The sequence below is a fragment of the Thiocapsa marina 5811 genome, assembly GCF_000223985.1.
Lineage (GTDB): Bacteria > Pseudomonadota > Gammaproteobacteria > Chromatiales > Chromatiaceae > Thiocapsa > Thiocapsa marina.
In genome coordinates, this window is record NZ_AFWV01000009.1 from 20,544 (window position 1) to 42,968 (window position 22,425).

Consider the following 22,425-nt stretch of genomic DNA (forward strand, 5'->3'; position numbering starts at 1 on the left):
CATTTTAAACCGCGTCCGCCAAAGATCGTGGATGCCACATAGGACGAGCTCGCTCGACAACGAGCATGTCGCTCCGGACGCGGTTTAGGTCGTCATCGCGTCGATCTCGGCGAGCAGACGCGTGTAATCCGGTGATTCGGGTGCGGCGTAGTGGAAGTTCTTGAAGAGTCCGGTCAGCTTGTTGAAGTGGTGTCGCACCGCGGTCTTGTCCTCGAAGCTACGCTCCTGCTCGACGATGTCCCAGACGCGGTCGAAGGTGAGTTTTTGGCGATCCATGGGGACTGCGCCGTCGACAGCGTCGAAGGCGTCCTGCTGGAGGAAGACCATGTCGAGAAAGAGCGCCTTTTGATAGACGACATAGTCGTCCGTCGTGATGCCCTCCTCGCCCGTCACCTGCATCATCTGCTGAACGCTGTCGCCGCGGACGAGAAGATCCTTGAGGGCCTTGACGCGCTCGGTCCAGGTCGGGTCGAGGTTGCGGGCGTACCAGTCGGACAACTGCTCCAGGTAGCGCGACCAGGAGATCAGCGGATCGATCGCCGGGTAGAAGCGGCGGTACGCCCGATCGTAGGAGAGCCCGAGGAAGCTCTTGACCGTGCTGAGTGTGCCCTGCGTGACCGGCTCTTCGAAGTTGCCCCCGGCCGGTGAGACCGTGCCGATCATGGTCAGGCTGCCCGAGCTGCCGTCGGCACTTCGGATCAGACCGGCGCGCTCGTAGACGCTGCGGATCGCCGATTCCAGATAGGCCGGGAAGGCCTCCTCGCCCGGGATCTCCTCCAGACGCCCCGAGGTCTCGCGCATGGCCTGTGCCCAGCGCGAGGTCGAATCGGCCAGCAGCAGAACGTGGTAGCCCATCTGGCGGTAATACTCGCCGATGGTGATGCCGGTGTAGATGGACGCCTCGCGCGCCGCGACCGGCATGGAAGAGGTGTTGCAGATGATGATGGTGCGGTCCATCAGCGAGCCGCCGGTCGCCGGGTCCTTGATGCGCGGGAACTCCTGGATGGTTTCCACGACCTCGCCGGCACGCTCGCCGCAGGCGACCACGAGCACGATATCCACCGCCGCGTGCTTGGCCAGCGAGTGCTGCAGGACGGTCTTGCCGGCGCCGAAGGGGCCGGGGATGCAGGCCGTCCCGCCGCGCGCGACCGGGAAGAAGGTATCGACGGTACGCATCGTCGTGATCATCGGCTCGTTCGGATAGAGCCGCTCGGTCGTGCGCTCGCGCAACATATGCTCGGTCAAGGGGCGGCGGACCGGCCAGCGCTGGGTCAGGTCGAGCGAGTGCTCCTCGCCTCGGCCGTCGCGGATGCGCGCGACCGGCGTGTCGAGCGTCACGCTCCCTTCCTGAATCCAGGTGACCTCGACCTCGCCGGCCTGGTCGAACGGCACCATGATCTTGTGCGTGAAGCGGCCTTCGGCGACCGTTCCGAGCAGACCCCCGGCCCTCAGGCGCGCCCCTTGCGAGACGGCGGGGACGAAGGACCACTTGCGCTCTCGGTCCAATGGATCGACATCGACACCGCGCGGCAGGAAGATGCCGTGCTCGATGGCGATCTTGTCGAGCGGGCTTTGCAGGCCGTCGTAGACCTGACCGAGCAGGCCCGGGCCGAGGATGACCGACAACATCTCGCCGGTCTGCTCGACCGGGTCGCCGATGGTGATGCCGCGCGTGTCTTCGAACACCTGGACGTCGGCGGTATACCCGCGGACCCGCAGGACCTCGGCCTTGAGCCGTTCCTGGCGTCCGTCGGCGGCGACCCGCCCCGGCAGGATCAGGACCACCTCGTTCTTCATCAGGGAGCGACGCGTCCCCTTCTCCCAGCCGGCCTCGATGGTCACCAGGCTCTCCTGCACCGCCACGACATGCGCGAGTGCGTCGGCCTGTGCGGGAGGGGTCGGCGGGGCGGTCCGGGCGTTGTCGTCCATCGCTGCGAGGTCCTGAGTCCGTGGGGCGCCGTCGGACGCACGCGGCCGCTCCTCATGCTTTGGTTTGCCTCGGGTCGTATGTCTTGCCATGGGTAGATCCAGTAGGGCGCCGACGTCGAGCAAACGGTCGACAGGGTTAAACCGCGTCTAAACCGCGTCCAGAGCGAGATGCGCACTTTCGAGTGAGCTTAACGTTTGGTGCATTCACGGCCCTTAGCGGAAACGCGGTTTAGAACAATATATTTTTTAATATCTTAAACCGCGCCGGCTCCAGCGGTCGTCAAAACTACCGGGGCCGATCCCGTCCGAAAACATCGCATACCAGACAGGGCGCGGTTTAAGCGCGGACGGGTCGGGCGGTGTCGGCGGACGGCCGCAGGCTCTTCTCGACCCCCGCCATCGCCTGCTCGACCAGCTCGTCGAAGCGTCGCGCGGCCTCCTCGCCGTCGTACGTCGTCCAGCGCGCGATCATGTCCCAGCGCAAGACATAAATGACAACGGCCTCGAAATCGAGATAGTGCCCGTCGCTGCAGCTCTCCAAGTGGTTCCACACCGCGCCGAGCAGCAGGCGCTCGAGATCGACGGTGCCGCCGCGTGCAAGCAGACGCTCGGCCTCGGGCAGCCAGGGAAAGGCGCGCTCGAGACCGAAGGCAGGCTCGTTCCAGTGCTGCATGATCCGGCTCGTCCAGCGCCCGAATCCCCAGCGGCGGTCGCGCGGCGCGGACTCGCCGCGGTGGCGCCGCCGCAGGGCGGCGACCAGCGTGCGCAGCTCGAGCCGCCAGGTCACCAGATCGCGGATGAAGGGGTTCGTAATCCCCTCGATGACCTGTTTCGCCCGGACCACGGACTGTGCGTCGGTTCGGTCGGGCTCCTGTTGCGCCCACTCGAGCAATCGTCTGGCGTGGCGCAGACAGTCGGCCTCGTCTGGATCGAGCAAGGCGAGACGCTGGTTCAGCCGGATGCGCGACAAGGGGGTCTGCGTCGCACCGAAGAGCGGGCCGTGATACGGCAACGCGCTCAGGAGCATCGCGTAACGGTCGGAGTGCGCCACGGTCGCCTCGTCTCCTTACTTCACCATGCCTTCGAGGATCGCCCGAAAGCGCGGTTGCAGGTGCGCGAGCAGGGTGGCGGCGACCGTCTCGTCGGTCAGGTCGATGTGCACGTCCTTGCCCTTGAGTGCGAGCCGGATGCCCTTGCCCTCCGTTCCGGCGGCGACCCCGAAGGTCACGCCATCGGCCAGGATGTTGCCGGCCAAGGAGAGCACGAAGTGGGACAATGAACCCTCACGCAGCTCCAGCGGGTTGCGACGAAGCTCCTCGGGACTGACCAGCGCCTTGGGCAACTGGACCTCGACCGCCTGTCCGGCGTCGACCCCGGCCTCCGCGCGTGCCTTGGCGGCCACCTCCAGGATCAAGCGCTCGAGGAATGCCTCCTGCTCGATCTTGGCGGCGATGAGGCGTTTGACCTCGTCGCTGAAGCGATCGGAAAGGTCGGCCTTGAGCCGCAGCACGGTGTCGCGCATGGCGATCCGCAGCGCCTCTTCACCGCCCTTTCGCAGCGCATCGACCTCTTGTTGGGTCTCCTCGCGGATGGCCTTGGCGCGGTTCTCGGCCTCGCGCACGATGCGGGCCGCCTCGCGCCGCGCCTCCGCCTCGATCCGTTGCGCCTCGGCCTGACCGACCTGCACGCCCTCGTCGCGCAATCGCTCGATCAGCGCCTCGACGCCGGAGGATGCGAGGCCCTTGAGTGCACCCTTCTCTTCTATGGTCATGGTATCGCGCCCCTCGCTGCTCGTGCGGCTCATCCGGGGATCCCGCCGGCCAAGACCAGCGCAAACACGAAGGCGAACACGGCGAAACCCTCGACGATCGCGGCCGGCGCCAGCGAGAGACCGAAGATCTCGGGCTTGGTCTTGCTGGCATGAATCGCCGAGGCGCACGCCTGGCCCTGACGCATCGCCGAGAAGAGCAGCGCGAGACCCGAGAGCAGACCGATACCGAAGAGCGCCGGTGCGGTCACGGGTGTGACGTCGCGCTGCAGGCTGAACATGATGACGATGCCGTAGATGACCTGCGAGGAGGGCATCACCGACACACCGATGTAGCGTCCGTAGCCCGAATCCGTATCCACCATGGCGCCGATCGCCGCCTGTCCGGCAACCGCGCAGCCGATGACGCTGCCGATCGCACCCAGGGCCATGGGGGCGAAGAGTCCGGCCCAGCCCAGCGCAACCACAAATTCGTTCATTCGCGCAACTCCGTCCGTTTAAAGGGTTTGAAGGGGTAGCCTTCGCCGGCCAGGGCCCAGTTGTAGAATTCGATGAAGTTCAGCCGCAGCCCGTGGACCACGCCGCTCATGAGCGCGAGCAGCAGATTCAGCGCATGTCCGGCCAGGAGGATGAGGATGGCGAGCAGCAGTCCCAGGCCCGGCAGCTCGGTTGCGACGTCCCGGGCCAGTCCGTTGAAGGTCATCGCCATCGAGGCGGAGGCCAGGCCGAGTGCGAAGAGCCGCAGATAGGAGAGCACGTCCCCGAAGACCTGCGTCACCCGCACCAGGTTGCTCAGACCATCCAGGCCGCGCAGGGCCAACGCCTTCACGCCGTCCACGCGCCGATCGCTGCCCATGAGCAGGACCACGGCGAACCCGAGGCCCATCAGGATCTGCGCCGAAAGGACGACCCACTCGGGTGCCCCGGCATCACCCGCAATCCAGAGCGTGAAGCCGCCGACCATCACCGCGATCCAGCCGATGGCCACACGTCCGGCAGCTCGGCCGCGTTGCGCGCCGGCCATCTCGAGGTTGGCGAGGATCAGATGGACCACGCCGATCCCGACCGAGAGCTGCATCATGACCTCGAAATCGTTGATATCGAGGAGATGCAGATGCCCCGGGAGGCTGTCCGGGCGGGGCGCGAAACCGAAATAACTCCCCACCAGGACACCCCAGACCACGGATGTGCCGACCAGCGCCGCGGCCAGGATGCGCAGGCGCCCGCCGAGCGCGCTGCGGCCGATCTTGCGCCAATAGGCGAGCAGCAAGACGCCCAAGAGGGCCGCGTAGCCGGCATCGGAGAGGATCATCGCGAAAAAGGCCGCGAAGGAGAAGAACAACACCCGCGAAGGATCCCAGGAGTCGTAGGCCGGCATCTGGTAGAAGGCCACCAGGTCCTGGCCGGCGGCGATGGGGCCGGGATTGTCGAGCAGGGTCGGCGGTGCGTCGTCCGGTCCGGGCGTCTCCGTCAAGAGTGCCAGGCCCTGTTGCTCGGCGAGCGCCTGGACCGGCTCGACCGCGTCTTCGGGGACCCAACCCTGCACCAGGAATAGGGACTCCTCGTCGCGTGTCTGCGCCTGTGCGTGGCGAAGCTGGGCCGCGTCCTCGGCCTGGGCGAGATGTGTCGAGATGAGATAGATCCAGCGTGTCAGGGCAACGTGCTCGGCCCGGATCTCTTCGAGCTCGAGCTCGGCCGCCTCGAGACGACGGCGGACCTCGGAGAGACTCAAAGCCCCGGCCAGGGTGCGCGGCACCGGCAGGGCATCCCGCGGCGGCTCGTCCGGGTGGATCACCACGACCCAGGATTGACGGTTGTCGCGATGCACCACCTGCCAAGGGAGCTCGAGCGCTGCGAGCTGCGCCATCTGGCGCTGCGGCACGATGTAGAACCAAAACTTGCGCCCGGCCAGATCCGGCTCGGGCGGTAGTGTGAAATCGCCCCAGGGCTCAAGCTCGGCGATGCGCTCGACGAGGGCATCGCGGCGGTCGCTCGTGTCGCGCAGGCGTTGCTGATTCTCCAGGACGGCCGCGATGGTACCGGGCAGATCGAAGCCCTCCGGGTCACGGACCTGTCGACGCTTCTCGCGCGAGTCCTGTAGATACCGCAGGGCCTGCAGCGCATCGACGGCATGGCTGGCGGGCTCCTTCTCGGGCTCCCGCGGTGCCGGTCGCAAGGGGATCAGATGCAGACAGCCGAGCGTTTGGAGCTGCTCGAGGACGGCATCCTTATCCGTGGCGAGACCGGCCAAGGTCAGGCGCGTCAGGCGTTGAATGCTCATGCCGATGCCTCTCTGAGTCGTTTGCCCTTCGCGATCTTCGAGCGCACGATCGCCGCGCGCTCGGCGTCGGAGAGGTGGACGCGAATCCGCTTGATGTTCTCGCGTGTGCGCGGGATCAATACCTTGTCGAACAGATTCACCCGTTGAGTGACCTTGCGCACCGCTTCATCGAGCAAGACGAGACGCCGATCGTGCAGCGCCAGTTGTGCTTGGAGCGTCAGCATCTCGGAGAGTGCATCGACCAAGACATCCACCCAATGGGGCTTGCTCAAGAAGCCGTAGTCGCGTTTCACGAGATCGAGCCCTTCGAGCACGGGCAACCGCGTCCCGAGAAGGTTTTCCTCGCCGAGGCGTGCGCCGCGCACATGCACCAGGTTGCTCAGCTCGATCTCACGGTTGGCGAGCATGGGCAAGTTCTCCGTCACGCGCGTGCGCAGCACTGTAATCTTGCGACGGGTTTCCTCTTGGGCCACGACCTCCTTGGCGCGCTCGGTCATGATCTGTTTGCGCTTCAGATCGAGCGAGGGCAGGTAGCGCTCGTAGGTCTGGAGCGCGCGGTTCTGCTTGGCGAGCGAGGATTTGCTGAGACTCACGCGTGACATGCGATGGACTGCTCCGCGTCAAGCCGCCGCTTGGATCCGCTCGTCGTCGTCGAGCGTCGGGAGGTACTTATCGATCAGGGTCTCCTTCATCAGCAGCTCGTCGCGATCGAAGCATTCGGCAAGGGTCCGCCAGCACAGATCCAAACCCTTCTCCAACGGGATGCTGACATCGATATCCATGAAGCGCTCCCGGAAGAGGTTCCCGAACTTGATCAAGCGGATGTCGAATTCGGACAGATCGAAGGCCATCGCCTGTTTCTGCTCGGCATCGCGGGCGCCGGAGTAGAAGCGGATCATGGTGTTCATGATCTGGCTGTGGTCCTCGCGGGTGACCTTGCCGATCACGTGCTGCTTCAAGCGCGAGAGCGAGCCGAAGGGGTCGAGCATGCCGTCGTGGAGATAGAACTGGCCCTCCGTGATGTAGCCGGTATTGTCCGGCACCGGGTGCGTCACATCGCCGCCCGGCATGGTGGTCACGGTGAGGATGGTGAGCGAGCCGCCGTCCTTGAAGTCGGCGGCCTTCTCGTAACGTCGTGCGAGCTGGGAGTAAAGGTCGCCCATGTAGCCGCGATTGGACGGCACGGCCTCCATCGCGATGCCGACCTCCTTCATGGCGTCGGCATAGGCGGTCATGTCGCTGAGCAAAACGAGGACGCGCTTGCCCTCCTCCACCGCGAACCGCTCGGCAACCGCAAGGGCCATATCCGGAACCAACAGACGCTCGACCACGGGGTCGGATGCGAGGTTGACGAACATGACGGTGCGGGCGAACACGCCCGCGTCCTCGAAGCGACGCAGAAAGAAGTGATAGTCGTCGAAGATGAGACCGAGCCCGCCGAAGACGACGATGTCGGCATCGGCCTGGATGCCGATGCGCGCCAGCAGCGCGTTGTAGGGCTCTCCGGCAACCGAGAAGATCGGGATCTTCTGACTCTCCACCAGAGAGTTGAAGATGTCGATCATGGGGACGTCGGTGCGCACCATCTTGGAGGCAAGCGAGCGTCTGGCCGGGTTGGCCGAGGGGCCGTCGATCTCGATCTTGGGGTCTTGAGCAAGGCCGGGCCCGGTATCGAACGGGGTGCCGTCGCCGCGAAAGACGCGACCCAGGACGTTCGGCGAGTAGGTCACGCGCATCGGGTGACCGAGGAAGCGGACCGACGCCTGCGTGGAGAGCCCCTTGGTCCCCGAGAAGACCTGAAGCGACACCAGCTCGCCTTCGAGCCTGATGACGCGCGCCATCGATTTGAAACCGCTCGGGTCCTCGACCCATCCCAGGTCGCCGAACGCGACCCGTTCGCCCTGCTCGGACACCGGGGGCGGAACCAGGACCTTGAGGAGGTCGCCGACGATCTCGACGACCTTGGAGTAGCGCACGAGCGTGTGGGACATCGGACGTGTTTCCCCGCGTGTTTAAACCGCGCCCGTCGCGGTATGTGATGCTTTTGAACGGGATCGGCCTCGGCAGACTCGACGATTCTCGGAGGCGGCGCGGTTTAAAGTTTTTGAAAAATAAACTGCAAACCGCGTCTCCGTTAAGGATCTGAAAAATCCCCGACCCCGACACGACGTGAGAATGATGCGTGTCGCTCCGGACGCGGTTTAACCTAGATCCGGCAGTTGAACGCCCCCTGGAGTGCGTCCCGCGCGGTGTCCGGCAAGGCGCAACGAGGCGGCGTAGTGGTTCTACGCCAACGCGTTGCAACGCAGCCGGGCGCCGCGCGGGGCGTGCTCCAGGGGGCGTAGCGGCCCTCACCCGACGGGTGATCCCTCGGACGACCACGAACTTCAAGGCAGTCAAAGCCTTGCATGAAGCACGAAGCGGTCAACTGCCGGATCTAGGTTTAAGTGCCTATCTCAGGTCATGGAAGTTGCGCGACTGTAGGTCCTCTGATCCCGAGTCTATGCGGCGCTCATTCAAGGATCAAATGAAACTCGATGTGCGGACCGCGACTTCGGCCTGATCTTCGTGTGGTGTCCGCGGTCCTGCAAGGGGCCGTGTCGTCGCCGCCGAGTCGTCTCGCCGCAGCGTTAAACCGCGCCCCATTTGGTATGCGATGTTTTCGGACGGGATCGGCCCCGGTCGTTTTGACGACCGCTGGAGCTGGCGCGGTTTAAGATATTAAAAAATACATTAGTCTAAACCGCGTTTTTCCGCTAAGGGCCGTGGATGCACCAAACGTCAAGCTCACTCGAAAGTGCGCATCTCGCTCTGGACGCGGTTTAGGCTCGATCGCGAGTGCCCCGAACGAAGGCCGCGAGCAGCTAGGCGCAGCAGGCCATCATGACTCCCGCAAAGCCGTCGTGACCGGAAGACTCGCGGCGCGAAGCGCCGGGAAGATGCCCCCGATGAATCCAATGCCGAGCGCCCACTGAAGGCCGCGGATCAAGAGCTCCGGGGTCACCTGGAACTGGAAGACGACCTGACTGAAATTCGAACCCAATGTCGAGACCGTGAAGCCTTGAAACAAGGCCCAGGCGATTCCGGCCCCGAGCAGCCCCCCGGCCGCGGCAAGGGTCATGGTCTCCAGCATGACCGCGACCACCACGGGGAGTCCGGTGAAGCCCAAGGCCCGCAGCGTCGCGATCTCGCGTGCTCGGCTCGCGACTGCCGCATACATGGTATTGAGCGCGCCGAAGACGGCGCCGAGCGCCATCAGGACGGCCACGCCGATCCCGACCGCACGGATCACACGGGTGAGACGCTCCGACTGCTTGCCGTAATACTCGCGCGTGGTCTGCACCTCGACCCGTAGGCGCGGGTCGGCGCTCAGCGCCGCACGAAGGGTCTCGAGCGCCGCCGGCGAGGTCAACCGCACGGCCACGGACTGGAAGCCGTTGCGCCGGTAGGCGCCGGCGATGGATTCGGCGTCGCCCCAGACCTCGGACTCGTGCGTGTCGCCCGAGGCGAACACCCCGACGATCTGCCACGCCTGATTGTTCAACACGAGACTGTCGCCGATGTCCAGTCCGCTGAACTGTCGAGCCATTTGCGCTGCTGCGTTTTTCCTGGACCTGGTGAGCATCGTCGAGGGTCAAGCCGGCCGGCACGGCGGGTTTTTCACGCCTTCGCGGACGCCCGGCAGCGCGCCAGGGCCCACAAATGCGACTCACTCTCAATAAGGCCGGGCGACGAACAGCCGCGCCCGCAGGCGACGCCGCGGCAGCCTGGCCGGGAGGACCGAGCGGTCAACGCTAACCGGTCGCGGGAATCGGTTGCACCAACGAGCGCATCTGTTCGATGCGCCCCTGCCGGACATGCCCCAAGGCCATCGCCATCATGACCGCCAGGGCCAAGCCGACGCGGGTGGTCATCTTCGCCCGCCCCCGAATGAAGTGCCGCTCGAAGCCGAAGCTGTTGTCGATGCGGTTGTTGATCCGTTCCAGGGCGCTGCGCCGGTTGTAGTCGCGCTGCCAACTCGGGCTGCCGTGGGGCGTGGGCACGAAGCTGCGCCGATCGTGCTCGTCGAGGCGGATCCGCACGATGCGCCCGTAGGCGCCGGGCGAGACGCCGCCGGCTTGATGACAGGCGTCGCGGCCCTGGCAGTCCAGGTCATAGGCGGCGGCCGGGCAGCGGTATTTCAGGGCGTTGCGATCGGCCTCGAAGCCTTGGAAGGCCAAGTCGCGCTGCGTGCCGGTCTGCGGGCAAATGCAGTGGACGCTGCCTTTTTCGGTATGCACGATGGTGTCGACCCGCTCGGGGAAGAGGGGGCGCGTGATCGGCTTGGACGGATCGTAGTCGGGGTGTTGCTTCTCTTCGCGCCACAGCTCGCGGGTGTCGATCAAGGGGCGGATGGCGTACTCATCCCACAACAGCGCCTTGGTTTCGGCGCTGTCCAGACCGCGATCGGCGCTGAAGTCGCCGCAGCGCTGCGCCAACGCGGGGGTCTCGGCGAACAGCTCCTTGATCATCGCCCGCAGTTCGGGCTGCTCGGCGTGGGAGGCCGGGGTCAGGTGCATCGCCACGGGGATCTCGTAGCGGGTGTCGGCGATCAGGTGCAGACCGTAGCCGAACCAGCTCTTGACCTTGCTCCAAGCCTTGCCGGTGCGCGCATCGATCCCGCCGCTCTCGTGCTTGCCCCAATCGGCATCCGGATCGGAGGTTGTCCCGGTGGTGCGACTGGTCCGCCCGGTACTGTGGCTCTCGATGGCCTTGCCGTCATAGCCGAGATGACAGCCGAAATCCGGCAACGCCGCCATCAACTGCTCGCGCAGGATCCCGATCATCCCCGTCACCATCCCCAACGTCTCCTCCAATTCGACGACGTTGGCCAGAAAACGCGAGAAGCTCGAACTGGTAGGCACCGCCGCCTGCGGATCGGCCGGCGCCTCGCGCACCGCCTGCAGGCGTCCGGTTGCCGGATCGCGCACCAACTGCGTGACGGGTTTGCGTTGGATCGGCAAGACCGCAAAGCCGCACGCCTGCAGCAACGCCGGGTTGCGCCCCAGTTCGCGCAGCAGCGCTTCCACCGAGGGATGCTGGAAGACCACCCCGGCGATCAGTGCATTCCACATCGCCGCCACCGGGTAGTCGTCGCGGCCCGCCCCGCGCATGACTTCCAGGTATTGCAGCAGCCGCGCATCCGGGAGATGATCCCGCGCCAAATAGAAGCGATCCAAATCGCTGCGCGCGTCCACATCCCGCCAGTCAAACAAGCTCGGTTCAATGGTCGCCATGGGGTCCTCCTGCAAAGGATCGTCTCGACAACGATATGATCCCTTGGCGACCGCCTCTTTGCACGCCCCGCGAGGCCGGGGTGACTGTTCGCCCACCGCCCGAAACCGCGCACGTAAGTGACTGATCGATCGTCGATGCCGGGGCCGGAACCGGGGTAAACGAAAATGCCTCGACCCGGTGCAGCCTGTTACTTCAGTAGCTTACTGACAGCGCAAAGGGCTCACTGTCGCAACGCGCCCTGCCCGACGATCAGCTCGCGCAATCCCGGCCGAAAGCCTCGGCCGGCGATGATCCGCACCTGCGGACGCAGCTCCCGGACGGCAGGACCGACCCCGCGGACCTCGAGGTTCGCATCCGTCCCCGTCGATCGTTTGGGGACGCTGGCCACCACGACGACCTCGGCCGATGCGATCGGGTGTCCGTCGGCATCGCGTGCAATCCCGGGGGCCTGGATGATGAGTGTCGTCGACGGACGATCCAGCGCGGAGGAGAGTTCGGCGTTGGCCGCGGCCCGCAGCACCAAGGCCGTGTCGTCGCTGCCCGCGCCCGTGAGCGTCGCCTCGAAGCCCGCCGCCATGGCCTGCAGAGCCACCAGCACCCCCACCACGCCGGCGATGCCCACCACGACGACCGAGGTCGCGCCGAGACGCTCCGGTACCGTGCTCAACCCGACCCGTGCGACCGCCAAGGCCTGTCGACCGGTCCGCGTCAGGAGCAACCAGCCGAGGAACAGGGCCCCAAGACCGCCGACGAGACGGGGGGCGAGGACCCAAGCCCCGACGAAGGCCGCGACGGCGAGAGTCGCGGCAATCATCGGCCAAGCCGATGTCAGTGCGGCGGTCACCGAGCGTCGTTTCATTCCGATCTCATGCGGCGCTCATCGGCCCGCGAGGGCATCCACGATGCGCAGTCGCATCGCCTTGAGCGCAGGCGGCAGTCCGACCAGGGTGCCGATCGCCAGCATCAGACCGAGCCCCAGCGTCCAGCTCGCGGGTTGCAGCGCGACATCCAGTTGTCCGGAGCTTGCCTCGCCGATGATCGGAAGGGCCAGATACGCGAGTACCAGACCGAGCAGACCGCCGATCAGGAGCATCACGAGCGCCTCGCTCAAGACCAGGACGAGCACGGCCCGGTTGGTGAAACCCAGGGTCTTGAGCACCGCCAGCTCCGGGATTCGCTCGCGGATGGACTGTGCCATGGTGTTGCCGGTGAGCAGCACGAGCGTGAAGAAGACCGCCGCCATGATGGCCGTGACGATGAGCCCGATGTCCCCGATCTGCTTGGCGAACGAGAGCTGAAACTCGCGCTCGCTCTGGGTGCGGGTCTCGAAGGCCGAGTTGTCGAATTGATCGTCGATCGCCTGCGCCACCTGGTCCGCCCGCGCCGGATCCTCGACCCGCACGACATACCAACCGACCGTGCCTTGGCCGATCTCGCGTCCTTCGTCGAAATAGGTATGGTTGAAGAGCATCTGTTTCTCCGAGCCGCGCAGCTCGGGCTGCGCCGCCTTGAAGATGCCGACCAGGTCGAAGGTCCAGACGTCTCCGCCGTCGCGATGCGGATAGATGGTCGGGCGCAACGGGATCTTGTCGCCGACCTTCCAGCCGAACAGGTCGGCGAGACTCTGTCCGACGACGGCGCCCGTGCGGGTCTTGATGAAGGCCTGACGTTGCACATCCGGCAGGACCAGCTCGGGGTACATGTCGAGATAGCTCTCGGGCTCCACCGGAAAGTTGGGAAAGAAGTTTTTCGGGTCTTGGTAGATGCCGCCGAACCAACTGGCATAGGTGACCGCCTTCACGCCCGGGGTCGAGGCGATGCGCGCCAAATCCGCATAGGGCAGGGGCTGGATCAACGACAGACGCGAGGAGGTGATCAGCCGATCGATCCCGATCACGCTCTGCGGCGCGTTGAAGGCGACCCGCACCGCATCGAGCATGCCGAAGAGTGCGAAGGCTGCGGCCACCGAGAGCAGGGTGAGCAGCGTGCGCGTCCGCTTGCGCATGAGTGCGGCGAAGAGCAGGGGCAGGTATTTCATCTCGGGGGGAGCCGCCTGCCGGTCGGTTTATCGAAGCACGGGCGTCGCTTGCCGAATATTTGTCGAGTCAACGGACACATGCCTGAGGTCTCGGAATCGTCCAGCGGGCGGCGCGTAGCCGGAGGCGGACGGCTGGCGGCTGGCGGATTCGCATGAGACCGGACGTTCACGCCGACGTTCCCGCCTGCTCCACCAGAGTCCCCTTGTCCAGATGCAAGACCCGCTGCGCGAACTCGGCCGCCTTGGGATCGTGGGTGACCATGATCATGGTCTTGCCGTAGTCGCGATTAAGCCGCTGCAGGAGCATCAGTACCTCCTCGGCCGAGTGGCGGTCGAGATCGCCCGTGGGTTCGTCGCACACCAAGAGCGTCGGGTCGGAGACGATCGCCCGGGCGATGGCGACGCGCTGCTGCTGGCCGCCCGAAAGCTCGCTGGGCTTGTGCGAGGCGCGGTCCGCAAGCCCGACCAGGTCGAGCGCAACGGCCGCGTTGCGTCGACGCCGCACCGCCGAAAGCCGCGTCAGCAGCAGCGGCAGCTCGACGTTCTTCTGGGCCGAGAGTGCCGGCAGCAGGTTATAGAACTGGAAGACGAAGCCGACGTGGGCCGCCCGCCAGCGCGCCAGCTCGGCCGAGGACATCCGGTCGATCCGGCGCCCGGCGACGCTCAAGGTGCCTTCGCTCGGCAGATCCAGACCCGCGATCATATTGAGCAGGGTGCTCTTGCCCGACCCGGACGGCCCCATCAGGGCGAGGAAGTCGCCCTCGGGGATATCCAGATCGACATGATGCAGCACCTCGATGCGCTGTCGACCGCGCTCGTAGACCTTGCTCACGCCGCGGATGGCGACCAAAGGCCCGCGTACGTCCGGTCGTACCGCCGAGGGTGTCTCAGGCATCGGCTCGGGCTCGCGCTTCGTCTTCAAACCCCGTCGCGCGGGGAGACGCGCATCCCGTCGGTCAGCTCGAGCGGCGGATCGCGCACCACCCGCTCACCCGCGGAAAGCCCGTGCTCGACCAGGCGTCGATCGCCGAGCTCGCTTCCGGCGACGACCTGTCGTTCGCGCACATGGTCCCCGTCCAGCACGAAGACGATGCGTTCCTCGCCGTGCTCGCGAATCGCGCTCGCCGGCACCAGAACGCCTTCGCTCGCCTGCACCGGACCGTCCTCGACATCCTGCATGAAGGAGACCCGCACGCCCATCTCCGGGATCAGGCGCGGATCCTTCGCGTCGATCCGGATGCGCACCCGCACCGTCGCCTTGCTGCGATCCGCCGTGGGGATGATCGCGATCACCGATGCCGGGATCGTCCAATCCGGGTAGGCATCGAGCACCGCCTGCACGGGTTGGTCGGGGCTGACCCGGTTGATGAAGGCCTCGTTGACGTCGACCTCGATCTCGAGCGAGTCCATGTCGACGATGGTGCCGATCCCGGTGCGGGTGAAGCCGCCGCCGGCCGACATCGGCGAGACGATCTCGCCGGGCTGAGCGGCCTTCGCCACGATGATGCCGGCGAAGGGCGCGCGCACGACCGTGTTGTCGTAGGCGACCTGTGCAACCTGCACCTCGGCCTCGGAGACACGCACCTGACTGCGCTGGGCCTCGAGTTGGGCGGCCAGGGTCTCGACCTGCGTCTCGGCGGTTTCCAGGGCCTCTTCGGACGCCAACTGACGCGACCGCAGCTCGGTCTGTCGCTTCAGGCCTCGTCGACCTTGTTCCAGTTGGACCTGGATCTCGGCGAGCCTGGCCTGCGCCGCGGCCAGCCGTGCCCGCGCAAGATCGAGCTGCGCCTTCGCGTCCGTGTCGTCGAGGCGTGCAAGCACCTGATCCGCTTCGACCTCGACGCCCTCTTCGATCAAGACCTCGGCGAGCTTGCCCGAGATCTTGCTCGACACCGTCGCCTGGCGTCGCGCGATCACATAGCCGGTCGCGTCCAGGACGGCCGTCGGACCCGCGTCCGGCGCCTGCGCGACCGCGACATCCACCGGGGTCGGGCTGTCGGAGACCGCATAGTAGGTGCCGCCGCCGAGTGCGCCGACGACGAGGAGCAGGAGAACGAGCCAAAGCCCGCGGCCACCGCCGCCCTCACGGTCGGCCCGGTCGATGTGAAGCTCTTTGAGGGGGTCTTGCGCCGACATGCGTCTGTCCGAAGGAGGATGGTGCCCGGGGCGGGAATCGAACCCGCATGACCGAAGTCGAGGGATTTTAAGTCTCTTTTAGGCGCGGTCCGAAAGGACCAGGAGATACCCAAAAGTTCTTTCTCGCGCTCTGATTCTAAAGGATTTTTCGCTTTTCGAGTCCACCTGTCCTATCCTGTCCTCAGAGGGTATTTCCGGTCCTGAAAGGACCCTGAAAGGATCCAGGAAAAGTCAAGAGGGACAGTCATCATGCCGCGCATCGCCGAGAACCGCAGAAACCTGACCAAGGAACTGGTCTCCCGCATCAAGCCGCAAGCGACCAAGTATATCGTTTGGGACGAGGCGATCCCGAATCTAGGTCTGCGCGTCTACCCGACCGGCAACAAGTCCTATGTGCTGCGCCTGTGCTTCACGGACGCCAAGGGCAAGACCTCGCAGCGCATGGAGACGTTGGGCGCTGCCGAAGATTTCAAGACGCCCGAAGCGGCACGCGCGAAACCATTGGAGCTGCGCCAACGCTACAAGGCCGGCGAGGACGTGAAGGAGACCAAGAAAGCCGTGAAGGTCTCGACCAAGACCCTGCGCGAATGCTTGGAGCTGTACTTGACCGCGCGCGCCAGCGGAACCCTCCCGATGAAGGCGTCAACGGCCGATGACATGCGCGCCAAGATGGGGTTCGGGCTGGCGGCACTCATAGACAAACCGATCAAGGATCTCGATGCCGCGCGCATGGTGGAGTGGCATCGCGAGCGCAAACTGACCGCACCGACGCGCGCCGACGTCGAAGCGCGGTATCTGCGCGCGGTCTGGAACTGGACCCGCGAAGAACTCCCGGCGCTGAAACTGGAGCCGTGGCCGACCTCGCGATGGGCAAAATAGAAGGAATGGAGCCCGGCGAAGCGTCGGACCCGTCGCCTGAACCGGCAAACTGCTCCCGTCTGGATGGAGACGACGCAAGCATGGCCGAGCCCGCGAGAGCGCGCACTGTTCACCCTGCTGTTCTTCACCGGGCTGCGCATCAGCGAGGCCACCGGGCTTCACTGGTGCGACGTTGACCTGGACCGAGGCCGAGTGACGTTGCACGACCCTAAAGGGCGGCAGACCGTCACCCTCCCGCTGGCGCGGCAAGCCGTCGATGCCTTAAAGGATCTCGAACGACAGACCGAATGGGTCTTTCCCGCCGTCAAACGGACAGGCGAGGTTGCTTCGATGGGGTATCCAAGCAGCGGCGTTTCCGGCCGGCATACCGCCGAGTCGGGCGTCGAGTGGTCCCCTCACGATCTGCGCCGGACCTTCATCTCGGTCGGCGAGTCGATCGGCGTGCCGAGTGCAGCCGTGCGGCGCCTGACGAATCATGTAGTCGACCGACGCGATGCACACGACGGCCACATCGACTTCGACGCCGACGATCTGGCCCCGCATGTGCAGCGCGTCGCCGACGCCTTAGAAGGGCTCGCCAGCGGCACCAGGGGCGATGTCGTGACACTGCGCCCGAACACCGACAGGCCGACCGAGCAGCCGGGCGATGCCGCGTTGCAGTCCCGAGGATGACGACCACAGCCCGCAGCTCACGGCAACCAACGGGGAACCATGCCATGAACACCCACCACCTTGACTCGACCACTACGGCTCGCCTGCACGCCCTGGCGAGACTGACCGGGCGCCCGGAGTCCGATCTACTGCGCGAAGCGGTGACGGCTTACCTGGAGGACCTGGAGGACATTCGCGCGACCGAGGAATCCTTGCGCGAGATCGAGAGCGGAGCCAAGCCGCCGACGTTGGCCGAGTTGGACGAGTACCTGGATCGTGACCTGGCGCGTTGAAGTCGCCCCGCGAGCGGTCCTCACACTGGCCGGGCTGGACTCCGCGGTACGGACCCCGAGCGACGGCGGCAGATGTATGCCGAGACGGTGAAGCTCGGAATCGCGGCCTACGACGCGCCGGAGCAGGTCGAGGATGCCTCTGCGACAGCCACATGCACCTCCCGCGCCCATTGGACTCCGAGCCCGGTCAATCCAGCGGGGGCATGGGGCGATGCCTCGTCGGCGCTCCTGCGAGTCGGAGGGTCGGGAGTCTCTGGCCCTGGCCGGATGCCGTGGTTGCCTGCCCCGAGTTCCAGATGGACTCGGGCACGACGGGTTTACTCTTCGGTCGACGCGGCAGTACATTGGCAACACCTTCGTGACTGTCCGGCAACCGCATGGCGCGCATCAAGAGCGAAGTCCTCACCATTCGCACCACCCCCAGGGTCAAGGCGCTGCTCAGGCTCGCCGCCGAGCATGAGCATCGCTCCCTGGCCTCGATGATCGAGGTGATGGTCCTGAACTACGCGGGCACGCACGGCCTTGCCGTTCCCGATTTCAACCAGCCCGCACGCACGGAGTCTTCTCTCGATGTCCGTGAAGCCAAGGATCCAGAATGACGGGGAATGCCCTCAAAGACATCGAGCAGGTCGAAGCCAGCCTCTGGGAGGCCGCCGATCAGCTCCGCGCCAACTCCAAACTGACCTCCAGCGAATATGTGATGCCGGTGCTCGGCATCATCTTTCTGCGACACGCCTTCAATCGCTACGAAGCGGCCCGCGCCGCCATCGAGGCCGATCAGGCGGCGGGCCGGATGCCCAGGCGCCCACTGGTCAAGGCCGATTTTCTCAAGCGGCGGGCGATGCTGCTGCCCCCGGAGGCGCGGTTCGACGCTCTGCTCGAACGGCCGAAGGACGCCAACCTCGGCGCGGCGCTGGTCGGGGCCATGAAGGCCATCGAGGCCGAATTCGCGCCGCTCGCCGGTCAACTCCCCAATGACTACGAGGGCTTCGACCCCGATCTGCTCGAAAACCTGCTGCGCATCTTCGACAGCGAAGCCCTGCGCACCGCCTCGGGTGACGTCTTCGGGCGCATCTACGAATACTTCCTGATGAAGTTCGCCATCCAGGGCGCGCAGGACAGCGGCGAGTTCTTCACGCCGCCCTCCCTGGTGCAGACCATCGTCAATGTCATCGAGCCCGATCATGGCATCGTCTTCGACCCCGCCTGCGGCTCGGGCGGCATGTTCGTGCAGTCCAGCCACTTCATTGAGGATCGCGGCGGGGACACCAGCCATCGGGTGACCTTCTACGGTCAGGAGAAGACCGGCACCACCATCCGGCTGGCCAAGATGAATCTCGCCGTGCATGGTCTGGAGGGTGACATCCGCGAGGCCAACACCTTCTACGAGGATGTCCATCATCTCAAGGAAGGGAAGCCGATCTGGGGGAACTGCGACTTCGTCATGGCCAATCCGCCCTTCAACGTGGACATGGTCGATGCCTCCCGCGTCTCGGGTGATCGCCGTCTCCCCTTCGGGCTTCCAGGCACCACGAAGAACAAGCAGACCAAGAAGGAGACCGTCTCCAACGGCAACTATCTCTGGATCTCCTATTTCTGGAGCTACCTGAACGAAACGGGCCGGGCCGGGTTCGTCATGTCCTCCCAGGCGTCCAGTGGCGGCCATGGGGAGGCGTTGGTACGCCGCAAGCTGGTCGAGACTGGCGACGTGGACGTGATGATCGCGATCCGCTCCAACTTCTTCTACACCCGCACCGTCCCCTGCGAGTTGTGGCACCTGGACCGGGGCAAACCGGAGGAGCGCCGCGACCAGGTACTGATGATCGACGCGCGCAACGTCTATCGGAAGGTGACGCGCAAGATCTACGACTTCAGCCCGGAGCAGCTCGCCAATCTGACCGCCATTGCCTGGCTCTACCGGGGCCAGCGGCAACGCTTCCTGGATCTGGTCGCGGGTTATGTCGAGCGCATCCGCGACGAGATCGCCCTGATCGAGGAGACCGTGCTCGCGTTCGAGGAACGGCTCGTCGAGATCGAGGACGGGCTCAAGACCTTCGCCGATGGCATCGGCGCCCTCGCGGACATCGAGGAGGCGCAACGGCAACCGCTGACCGATGCACTGGCCGAGTTGACCGAGGCCGAGAGCGCCTACGAGACTGACCGCGCGTCCTTGATCGACGCCTTGGCGACCTTCGCCGCGATGACAGCCAAGACACCGCTCGCCAGCAACGCGGATCAGCACGCCACCCGGCACACCTTCGCCCCGCTGGCCGAGCGCATCAAGGGCCTGGTCAAACAGATCGACCTGCTCTACAAGCTCGCCGCCCGCGCGGCGCAACTGGCTCAGGATCTCGCTCGCGACGAGCCTGTAGGGGCGAATTCATTGGAGCTTGTAGGGGCGAATTCATTCGCCCGCTACGCCAAGGCCCTGTCACGCCGCCTCAAGCCGCTCGACGCCGAGCGCAAGACCGCCGTCGAGCAGATCAAGCTTGCGGTCTATTTTCACCGTCAGATCCTCTGGCTCCAGGAACGCTTCCCCGAGGCCGAATTCGTCGCCGTGCCGGGTCTGTGCAAGGCCGTCACCCGCGCCGAGATCGAGGCCGCCGACTGGAGCCTGACACCCGGCCGCTATGTTGGCGTCGCCCCGCCCGAGGAGGACGAGGACTTCGACTTCGAGCAGACCTTGCGTGATATCCATGTCGAGTTGGCCGATCTGAATCGTGAGGCGGCCGAACTGGCGGCAAGGATTCAGGCAAATTTCGATGAAATCCTGTAGGGGCGAATTCATTCGCCCAGAGTCCCGCGATTGGCGACGGGGCGAATAAATTCGCCCCTACAATGATGCCGTGCGGCATCCAGATCGGGCCGATCGATCCGAGCCGTGAGACCGCGGATCTGACGGCGCGAATTCAGGCAAACCCTGTAGGGGCGAATTCATTCGCCCCGTCGACGGCGCGGATTCAGGCGAATTTTGAGGAGTTGGGGGTGTGAACGTAAGCCTAGCTACAAGCTGCCGTTGGCGAGACGCGACGCTTCAAGATTTGGTGTTCTTCCAGCGCGGGTACGACATCACAAAAGCCCAGCAACACTCTGGCAATATTCCCGTAATCTCTTCTTCCGGTATAACAAGTTTCCACAATGAAGCGAAAGCTCAGGGACCAGGGGTTGTTATCGGAAGAAAAGGTACCCTCGGATCGGTTCACTATTCAGCGCAGGATTATTGGCCACACGACACGACGTTATGGAGTCGTGATCTTCGAGGAAACATTCCGCGTTTCGTTTACTATTTCCTGCACACCATCGATTTCAAGCGGTTCGATGTTGGCAACTCCAACCCAACACTGAATCGCAACCATATTCACGCTCTGCCGATCAAGGTTCCGCCATTGGATGTGCAGGAGTCAATTGCTTCGATCCTCTGCGCCTACGACGACCTGATCGAAAACAACCGCCGGCGGATGGCGCTGCTGGAGGAGGCGGCACGGCAGCTCTACCGAGAGTGGTTCGTCCGGCTGCGCTTTCCTGGCCATGAGCACACTCGCATCATTGACGGCTTGCCGGAAGGGTGGGAGCGGAAGTCATTCAATGAAGTCTGCCAAACTGTCGGAGGAGGAACCCCATCAACCACGAAATCCGAGTATTGGGACGATGGCGATATCATCTGGGTAACGCCGACTGACATCACTCGGAATCCGTGTCTCGCACTGCTAGACAGCGAAAAAAAGATCACCGAGGCGGGCCTGAAGCACTCGTCCGCGAAGATGCTACCGCCCAACACAATCATGATGACTAGTCGAGCGTCCGTGGGATTCTTCGGACTGATCGACAAGGCAGCTTGCACGAATCAGGGATTCATTAGCGTTGTCCCGAACGAACCTTTTTCGCAAATGTACCTGCTGCACAATTTGATGCACCGGGTCGATGAGATTCGCTCTCATGCGGGTGGCGCTACCTATAAGGAGATCAGCAAAAGTAAATTCAAGGCGCTACCGGTTGTGATGCCATCCTTGTCTCTGCTTAGAGATTTTGGGGAGCAAACGGCGGAGCTTTTGAGGCAGATTAGAACGCTTCACACAATGAATGTCAGGTTAAATCAGGCTCGGGACATCCTCCTCCCCCGCCTCATGAGCGGCGAGATCGCCGTATGACGCCTCAGAAGAAGATCGTCATCATCGCCGGCCCCAATGGCGCGGGCAAGACGACCTTCGCCCGCGAGCTGCTGCCCAATGAGGCCAACTGTCCGGTCTTCGTGAACGCCGACCTCATCGCCGCCGGCCTGTCCCCGTTCCGCCCGGAAGCGGCGGCGTTCCGCGCCGGACGGCTGATGTTGGAGGAGATCCGCCGCCACGTCGCTAACGGGCACAGCTTCGCCTTCGAGAGCACGCTGTCCGGGTTGACCTATGCCGCCATGATCGACCGCTGGCGTGCCGATGGCTATGTGGTGAAGCTCATTTTTCTGTCGCTGGCCTCGGCGGAAGAGGCCGTCGCCCGAGTGGCCGTGCGCGTGCGTCAGGGTGGCCACGATGTCCCGGCTGATACCATCCGACGACGCTTCGCGTCCGGCCTTGATCACTTCCAGCAGGTTTACCGTCAGCGCGTCGATTTCTGGCAATTGTTCGACAACGGCGGCGAATCGCCACTCCTGTTAGCCGAGGGGAAGACTCCATGAGCAAGCCTGAACATCCCACGCCGGTATCCAATCTGCCGGATGACGACATGCAGGCCACGCCGCGCGCGCTCGTCCGGGCCGCGCAACGGGCAAGGGAGATCGCGGCCCGGACTGGCACGCCATTGATCATCAGCCGTGCCGGGCGAATCATCGAATGCCCCGTGACCCGCCGAGATCAGGCGGCTTCCGGCACGGAAGGCTCAGGCTGAGGCGTTAAGCCATCGGTGAAAGAAGCGATACCTTTGGCTCGGCGCAGCCGGAAATCACGGGAAAAGAACCGCCAAGGCGCGCCAAGGGCGGTAAAACTCCATCATAAGCGACTGTCTTTGCGGAAAATTCGTGGACCCTAGCCGGCATGGAATGAGCCAAGATTGAGCCATATCAGTGAGCCAACCCGCGATGGTGACTTACGCCCTTGCTGGCCAGTCGTCTAAAGGACGTATCCACTGGAAATGTCTTGACCGAAGTCCTTAGACGCCTGGGACTGAGTCGGTAAGATCAAGA

21 protein-coding genes are annotated in these 22,425 nt (G+C 64.7%); 8 read left to right on the forward strand and 13 right to left on the reverse strand.

Annotation, left to right across the window (positions count from 1 at the left end):
• Positions 1 to 84: 84 nt before the first annotated feature.
• The 13 genes from THIMADRAFT_RS13730 to THIMADRAFT_RS13790 form a co-directional block, all read right to left on the reverse strand.
• Positions 85 to 1,929: a V-type ATP synthase subunit A gene (locus THIMADRAFT_RS13730; protein ID WP_007193658.1), complete on the reverse strand. Its 1,845-nt coding sequence runs from the start codon at positions 1,927 to 1,929 to the stop codon at positions 85 to 87.
• 337 nt (positions 1,930 to 2,266) lie between these two features.
• Complete coding sequence (locus tag THIMADRAFT_RS13735; protein WP_007193659.1) at positions 2,267 to 2,980, reverse strand: DUF2764 family protein; 714 nt, start codon at positions 2,978 to 2,980, stop codon at positions 2,267 to 2,269.
• Between the two features lie 15 nt (positions 2,981 to 2,995).
• The gene (locus THIMADRAFT_RS13740) at positions 2,996 to 3,733 is read right to left on the reverse strand and encodes a hypothetical protein (protein WP_007193660.1); all 738 of its coding nucleotides are present in this window, start codon (positions 3,731 to 3,733) and stop codon (positions 2,996 to 2,998) included.
• Positions 3,730 to 4,176, reverse strand: a complete 447-nt coding sequence (locus tag THIMADRAFT_RS13745) for an ATP synthase subunit C (protein WP_007193661.1) — start codon at positions 4,174 to 4,176, stop codon at positions 3,730 to 3,732. The genes THIMADRAFT_RS13740 and THIMADRAFT_RS13745 overlap by 4 nt, the downstream gene beginning before the upstream one ends.
• Positions 4,173 to 5,978: a V-type ATP synthase subunit I gene (locus THIMADRAFT_RS13750; protein ID WP_007193662.1), complete on the reverse strand. Its 1,806-nt coding sequence runs from the start codon at positions 5,976 to 5,978 to the stop codon at positions 4,173 to 4,175. Before THIMADRAFT_RS13750 ends, THIMADRAFT_RS13745 begins: the two co-directional genes overlap by 4 nt.
• Positions 5,975 to 6,580: a V-type ATP synthase subunit D gene (locus THIMADRAFT_RS13755; protein ID WP_007193663.1), complete on the reverse strand. Its 606-nt coding sequence runs from the start codon at positions 6,578 to 6,580 to the stop codon at positions 5,975 to 5,977. The genes THIMADRAFT_RS13750 and THIMADRAFT_RS13755 overlap by 4 nt, the downstream gene beginning before the upstream one ends.
• A gap of 18 nt (positions 6,581 to 6,598) precedes the next feature.
• Positions 6,599 to 7,969, reverse strand: a complete 1,371-nt coding sequence (locus THIMADRAFT_RS13760; protein WP_007193664.1) for a V-type ATP synthase subunit B — start codon at positions 7,967 to 7,969, stop codon at positions 6,599 to 6,601.
• An 890-nt stretch (positions 7,970 to 8,859) separates the two neighbouring features.
• On the reverse strand, positions 8,860 to 9,567 hold the full coding sequence (locus THIMADRAFT_RS13765) for an ABC transporter permease (RefSeq protein WP_007193665.1): 708 nt from the start codon (positions 9,565 to 9,567) through the stop codon (positions 8,860 to 8,862).
• A gap of 205 nt (positions 9,568 to 9,772) precedes the next feature.
• Positions 9,773 to 11,254: a transposase gene (locus THIMADRAFT_RS13770; RefSeq protein WP_007193666.1), complete on the reverse strand. Its 1,482-nt coding sequence runs from the start codon at positions 11,252 to 11,254 to the stop codon at positions 9,773 to 9,775.
• A gap of 221 nt (positions 11,255 to 11,475) precedes the next feature.
• Positions 11,476 to 12,114 (reverse strand): hypothetical protein, encoded by a 639-nt coding sequence (locus THIMADRAFT_RS13775; RefSeq protein ID WP_007193667.1) that lies wholly within the window; start codon positions 12,112 to 12,114, stop codon positions 11,476 to 11,478.
• Between the two features lie 18 nt (positions 12,115 to 12,132).
• Entirely contained in the window at positions 12,133 to 13,293 is a 1,161-nt protein-coding gene (locus THIMADRAFT_RS13780) for an ABC transporter permease (RefSeq protein ID WP_007193668.1), read from the reverse strand.
• Between the two features lie 166 nt (positions 13,294 to 13,459).
• The gene (locus tag THIMADRAFT_RS13785; protein ID WP_007193669.1) at positions 13,460 to 14,188 is read right to left on the reverse strand and encodes an ABC transporter ATP-binding protein; all 729 of its coding nucleotides are present in this window, start codon (positions 14,186 to 14,188) and stop codon (positions 13,460 to 13,462) included.
• A 23-nt stretch (positions 14,189 to 14,211) separates the two neighbouring features.
• Positions 14,212 to 15,429, reverse strand: a complete 1,218-nt coding sequence (locus THIMADRAFT_RS13790) for an efflux RND transporter periplasmic adaptor subunit (RefSeq protein WP_007193670.1) — start codon at positions 15,427 to 15,429, stop codon at positions 14,212 to 14,214.
• 249 nt (positions 15,430 to 15,678) lie between these two features.
• Here THIMADRAFT_RS13790 and THIMADRAFT_RS13795 point away from each other — a divergent pair, with 249 nt between their 5' ends.
• From THIMADRAFT_RS13795 to THIMADRAFT_RS26675, 8 genes are all read left to right on the forward strand, one after another.
• Complete coding sequence (locus THIMADRAFT_RS13795) at positions 15,679 to 16,308, forward strand: Arm DNA-binding domain-containing protein (protein ID WP_007193671.1); 630 nt, start codon at positions 15,679 to 15,681, stop codon at positions 16,306 to 16,308.
• Between the two features lie 63 nt (positions 16,309 to 16,371).
• The gene (locus THIMADRAFT_RS13800; RefSeq protein WP_007193672.1) at positions 16,372 to 16,980 is read left to right on the forward strand and encodes a tyrosine-type recombinase/integrase; all 609 of its coding nucleotides are present in this window, start codon (positions 16,372 to 16,374) and stop codon (positions 16,978 to 16,980) included.
• A 44-nt stretch (positions 16,981 to 17,024) separates the two neighbouring features.
• Positions 17,025 to 17,252 (forward strand): type II toxin-antitoxin system RelB family antitoxin, encoded by a 228-nt coding sequence (relB, locus tag THIMADRAFT_RS13805; RefSeq protein ID WP_007193673.1) that lies wholly within the window; start codon positions 17,025 to 17,027, stop codon positions 17,250 to 17,252.
• Between the two features lie 377 nt (positions 17,253 to 17,629).
• Positions 17,630 to 17,851, forward strand: coding sequence for a hypothetical protein (locus tag THIMADRAFT_RS13810; RefSeq protein WP_007193674.1), 222 nt, complete (start codon positions 17,630 to 17,632; stop codon positions 17,849 to 17,851).
• Entirely contained in the window at positions 17,848 to 20,028 is a 2,181-nt protein-coding gene (locus tag THIMADRAFT_RS13815; protein ID WP_007193675.1) for a type I restriction-modification system subunit M, read from the forward strand. The genes THIMADRAFT_RS13810 and THIMADRAFT_RS13815 overlap by 4 nt, the downstream gene beginning before the upstream one ends.
• Positions 20,029 to 20,239: 211 nt before the next feature.
• Positions 20,240 to 21,400 (forward strand): restriction endonuclease subunit S, encoded by a 1,161-nt coding sequence (locus THIMADRAFT_RS13820; protein ID WP_007193676.1) that lies wholly within the window; start codon positions 20,240 to 20,242, stop codon positions 21,398 to 21,400.
• On the forward strand, positions 21,397 to 21,921 hold the full coding sequence (locus THIMADRAFT_RS13825) for a zeta toxin family protein (protein WP_007193677.1): 525 nt from the start codon (positions 21,397 to 21,399) through the stop codon (positions 21,919 to 21,921). The genes THIMADRAFT_RS13820 and THIMADRAFT_RS13825 overlap by 4 nt, the downstream gene beginning before the upstream one ends.
• Entirely contained in the window at positions 21,918 to 22,130 is a 213-nt protein-coding gene (locus tag THIMADRAFT_RS26675) for a hypothetical protein (protein WP_007193678.1), read from the forward strand. Before THIMADRAFT_RS13825 ends, THIMADRAFT_RS26675 begins: the two co-directional genes overlap by 4 nt.
• Positions 22,131 to 22,425: the final 295 nt, after the last annotated feature.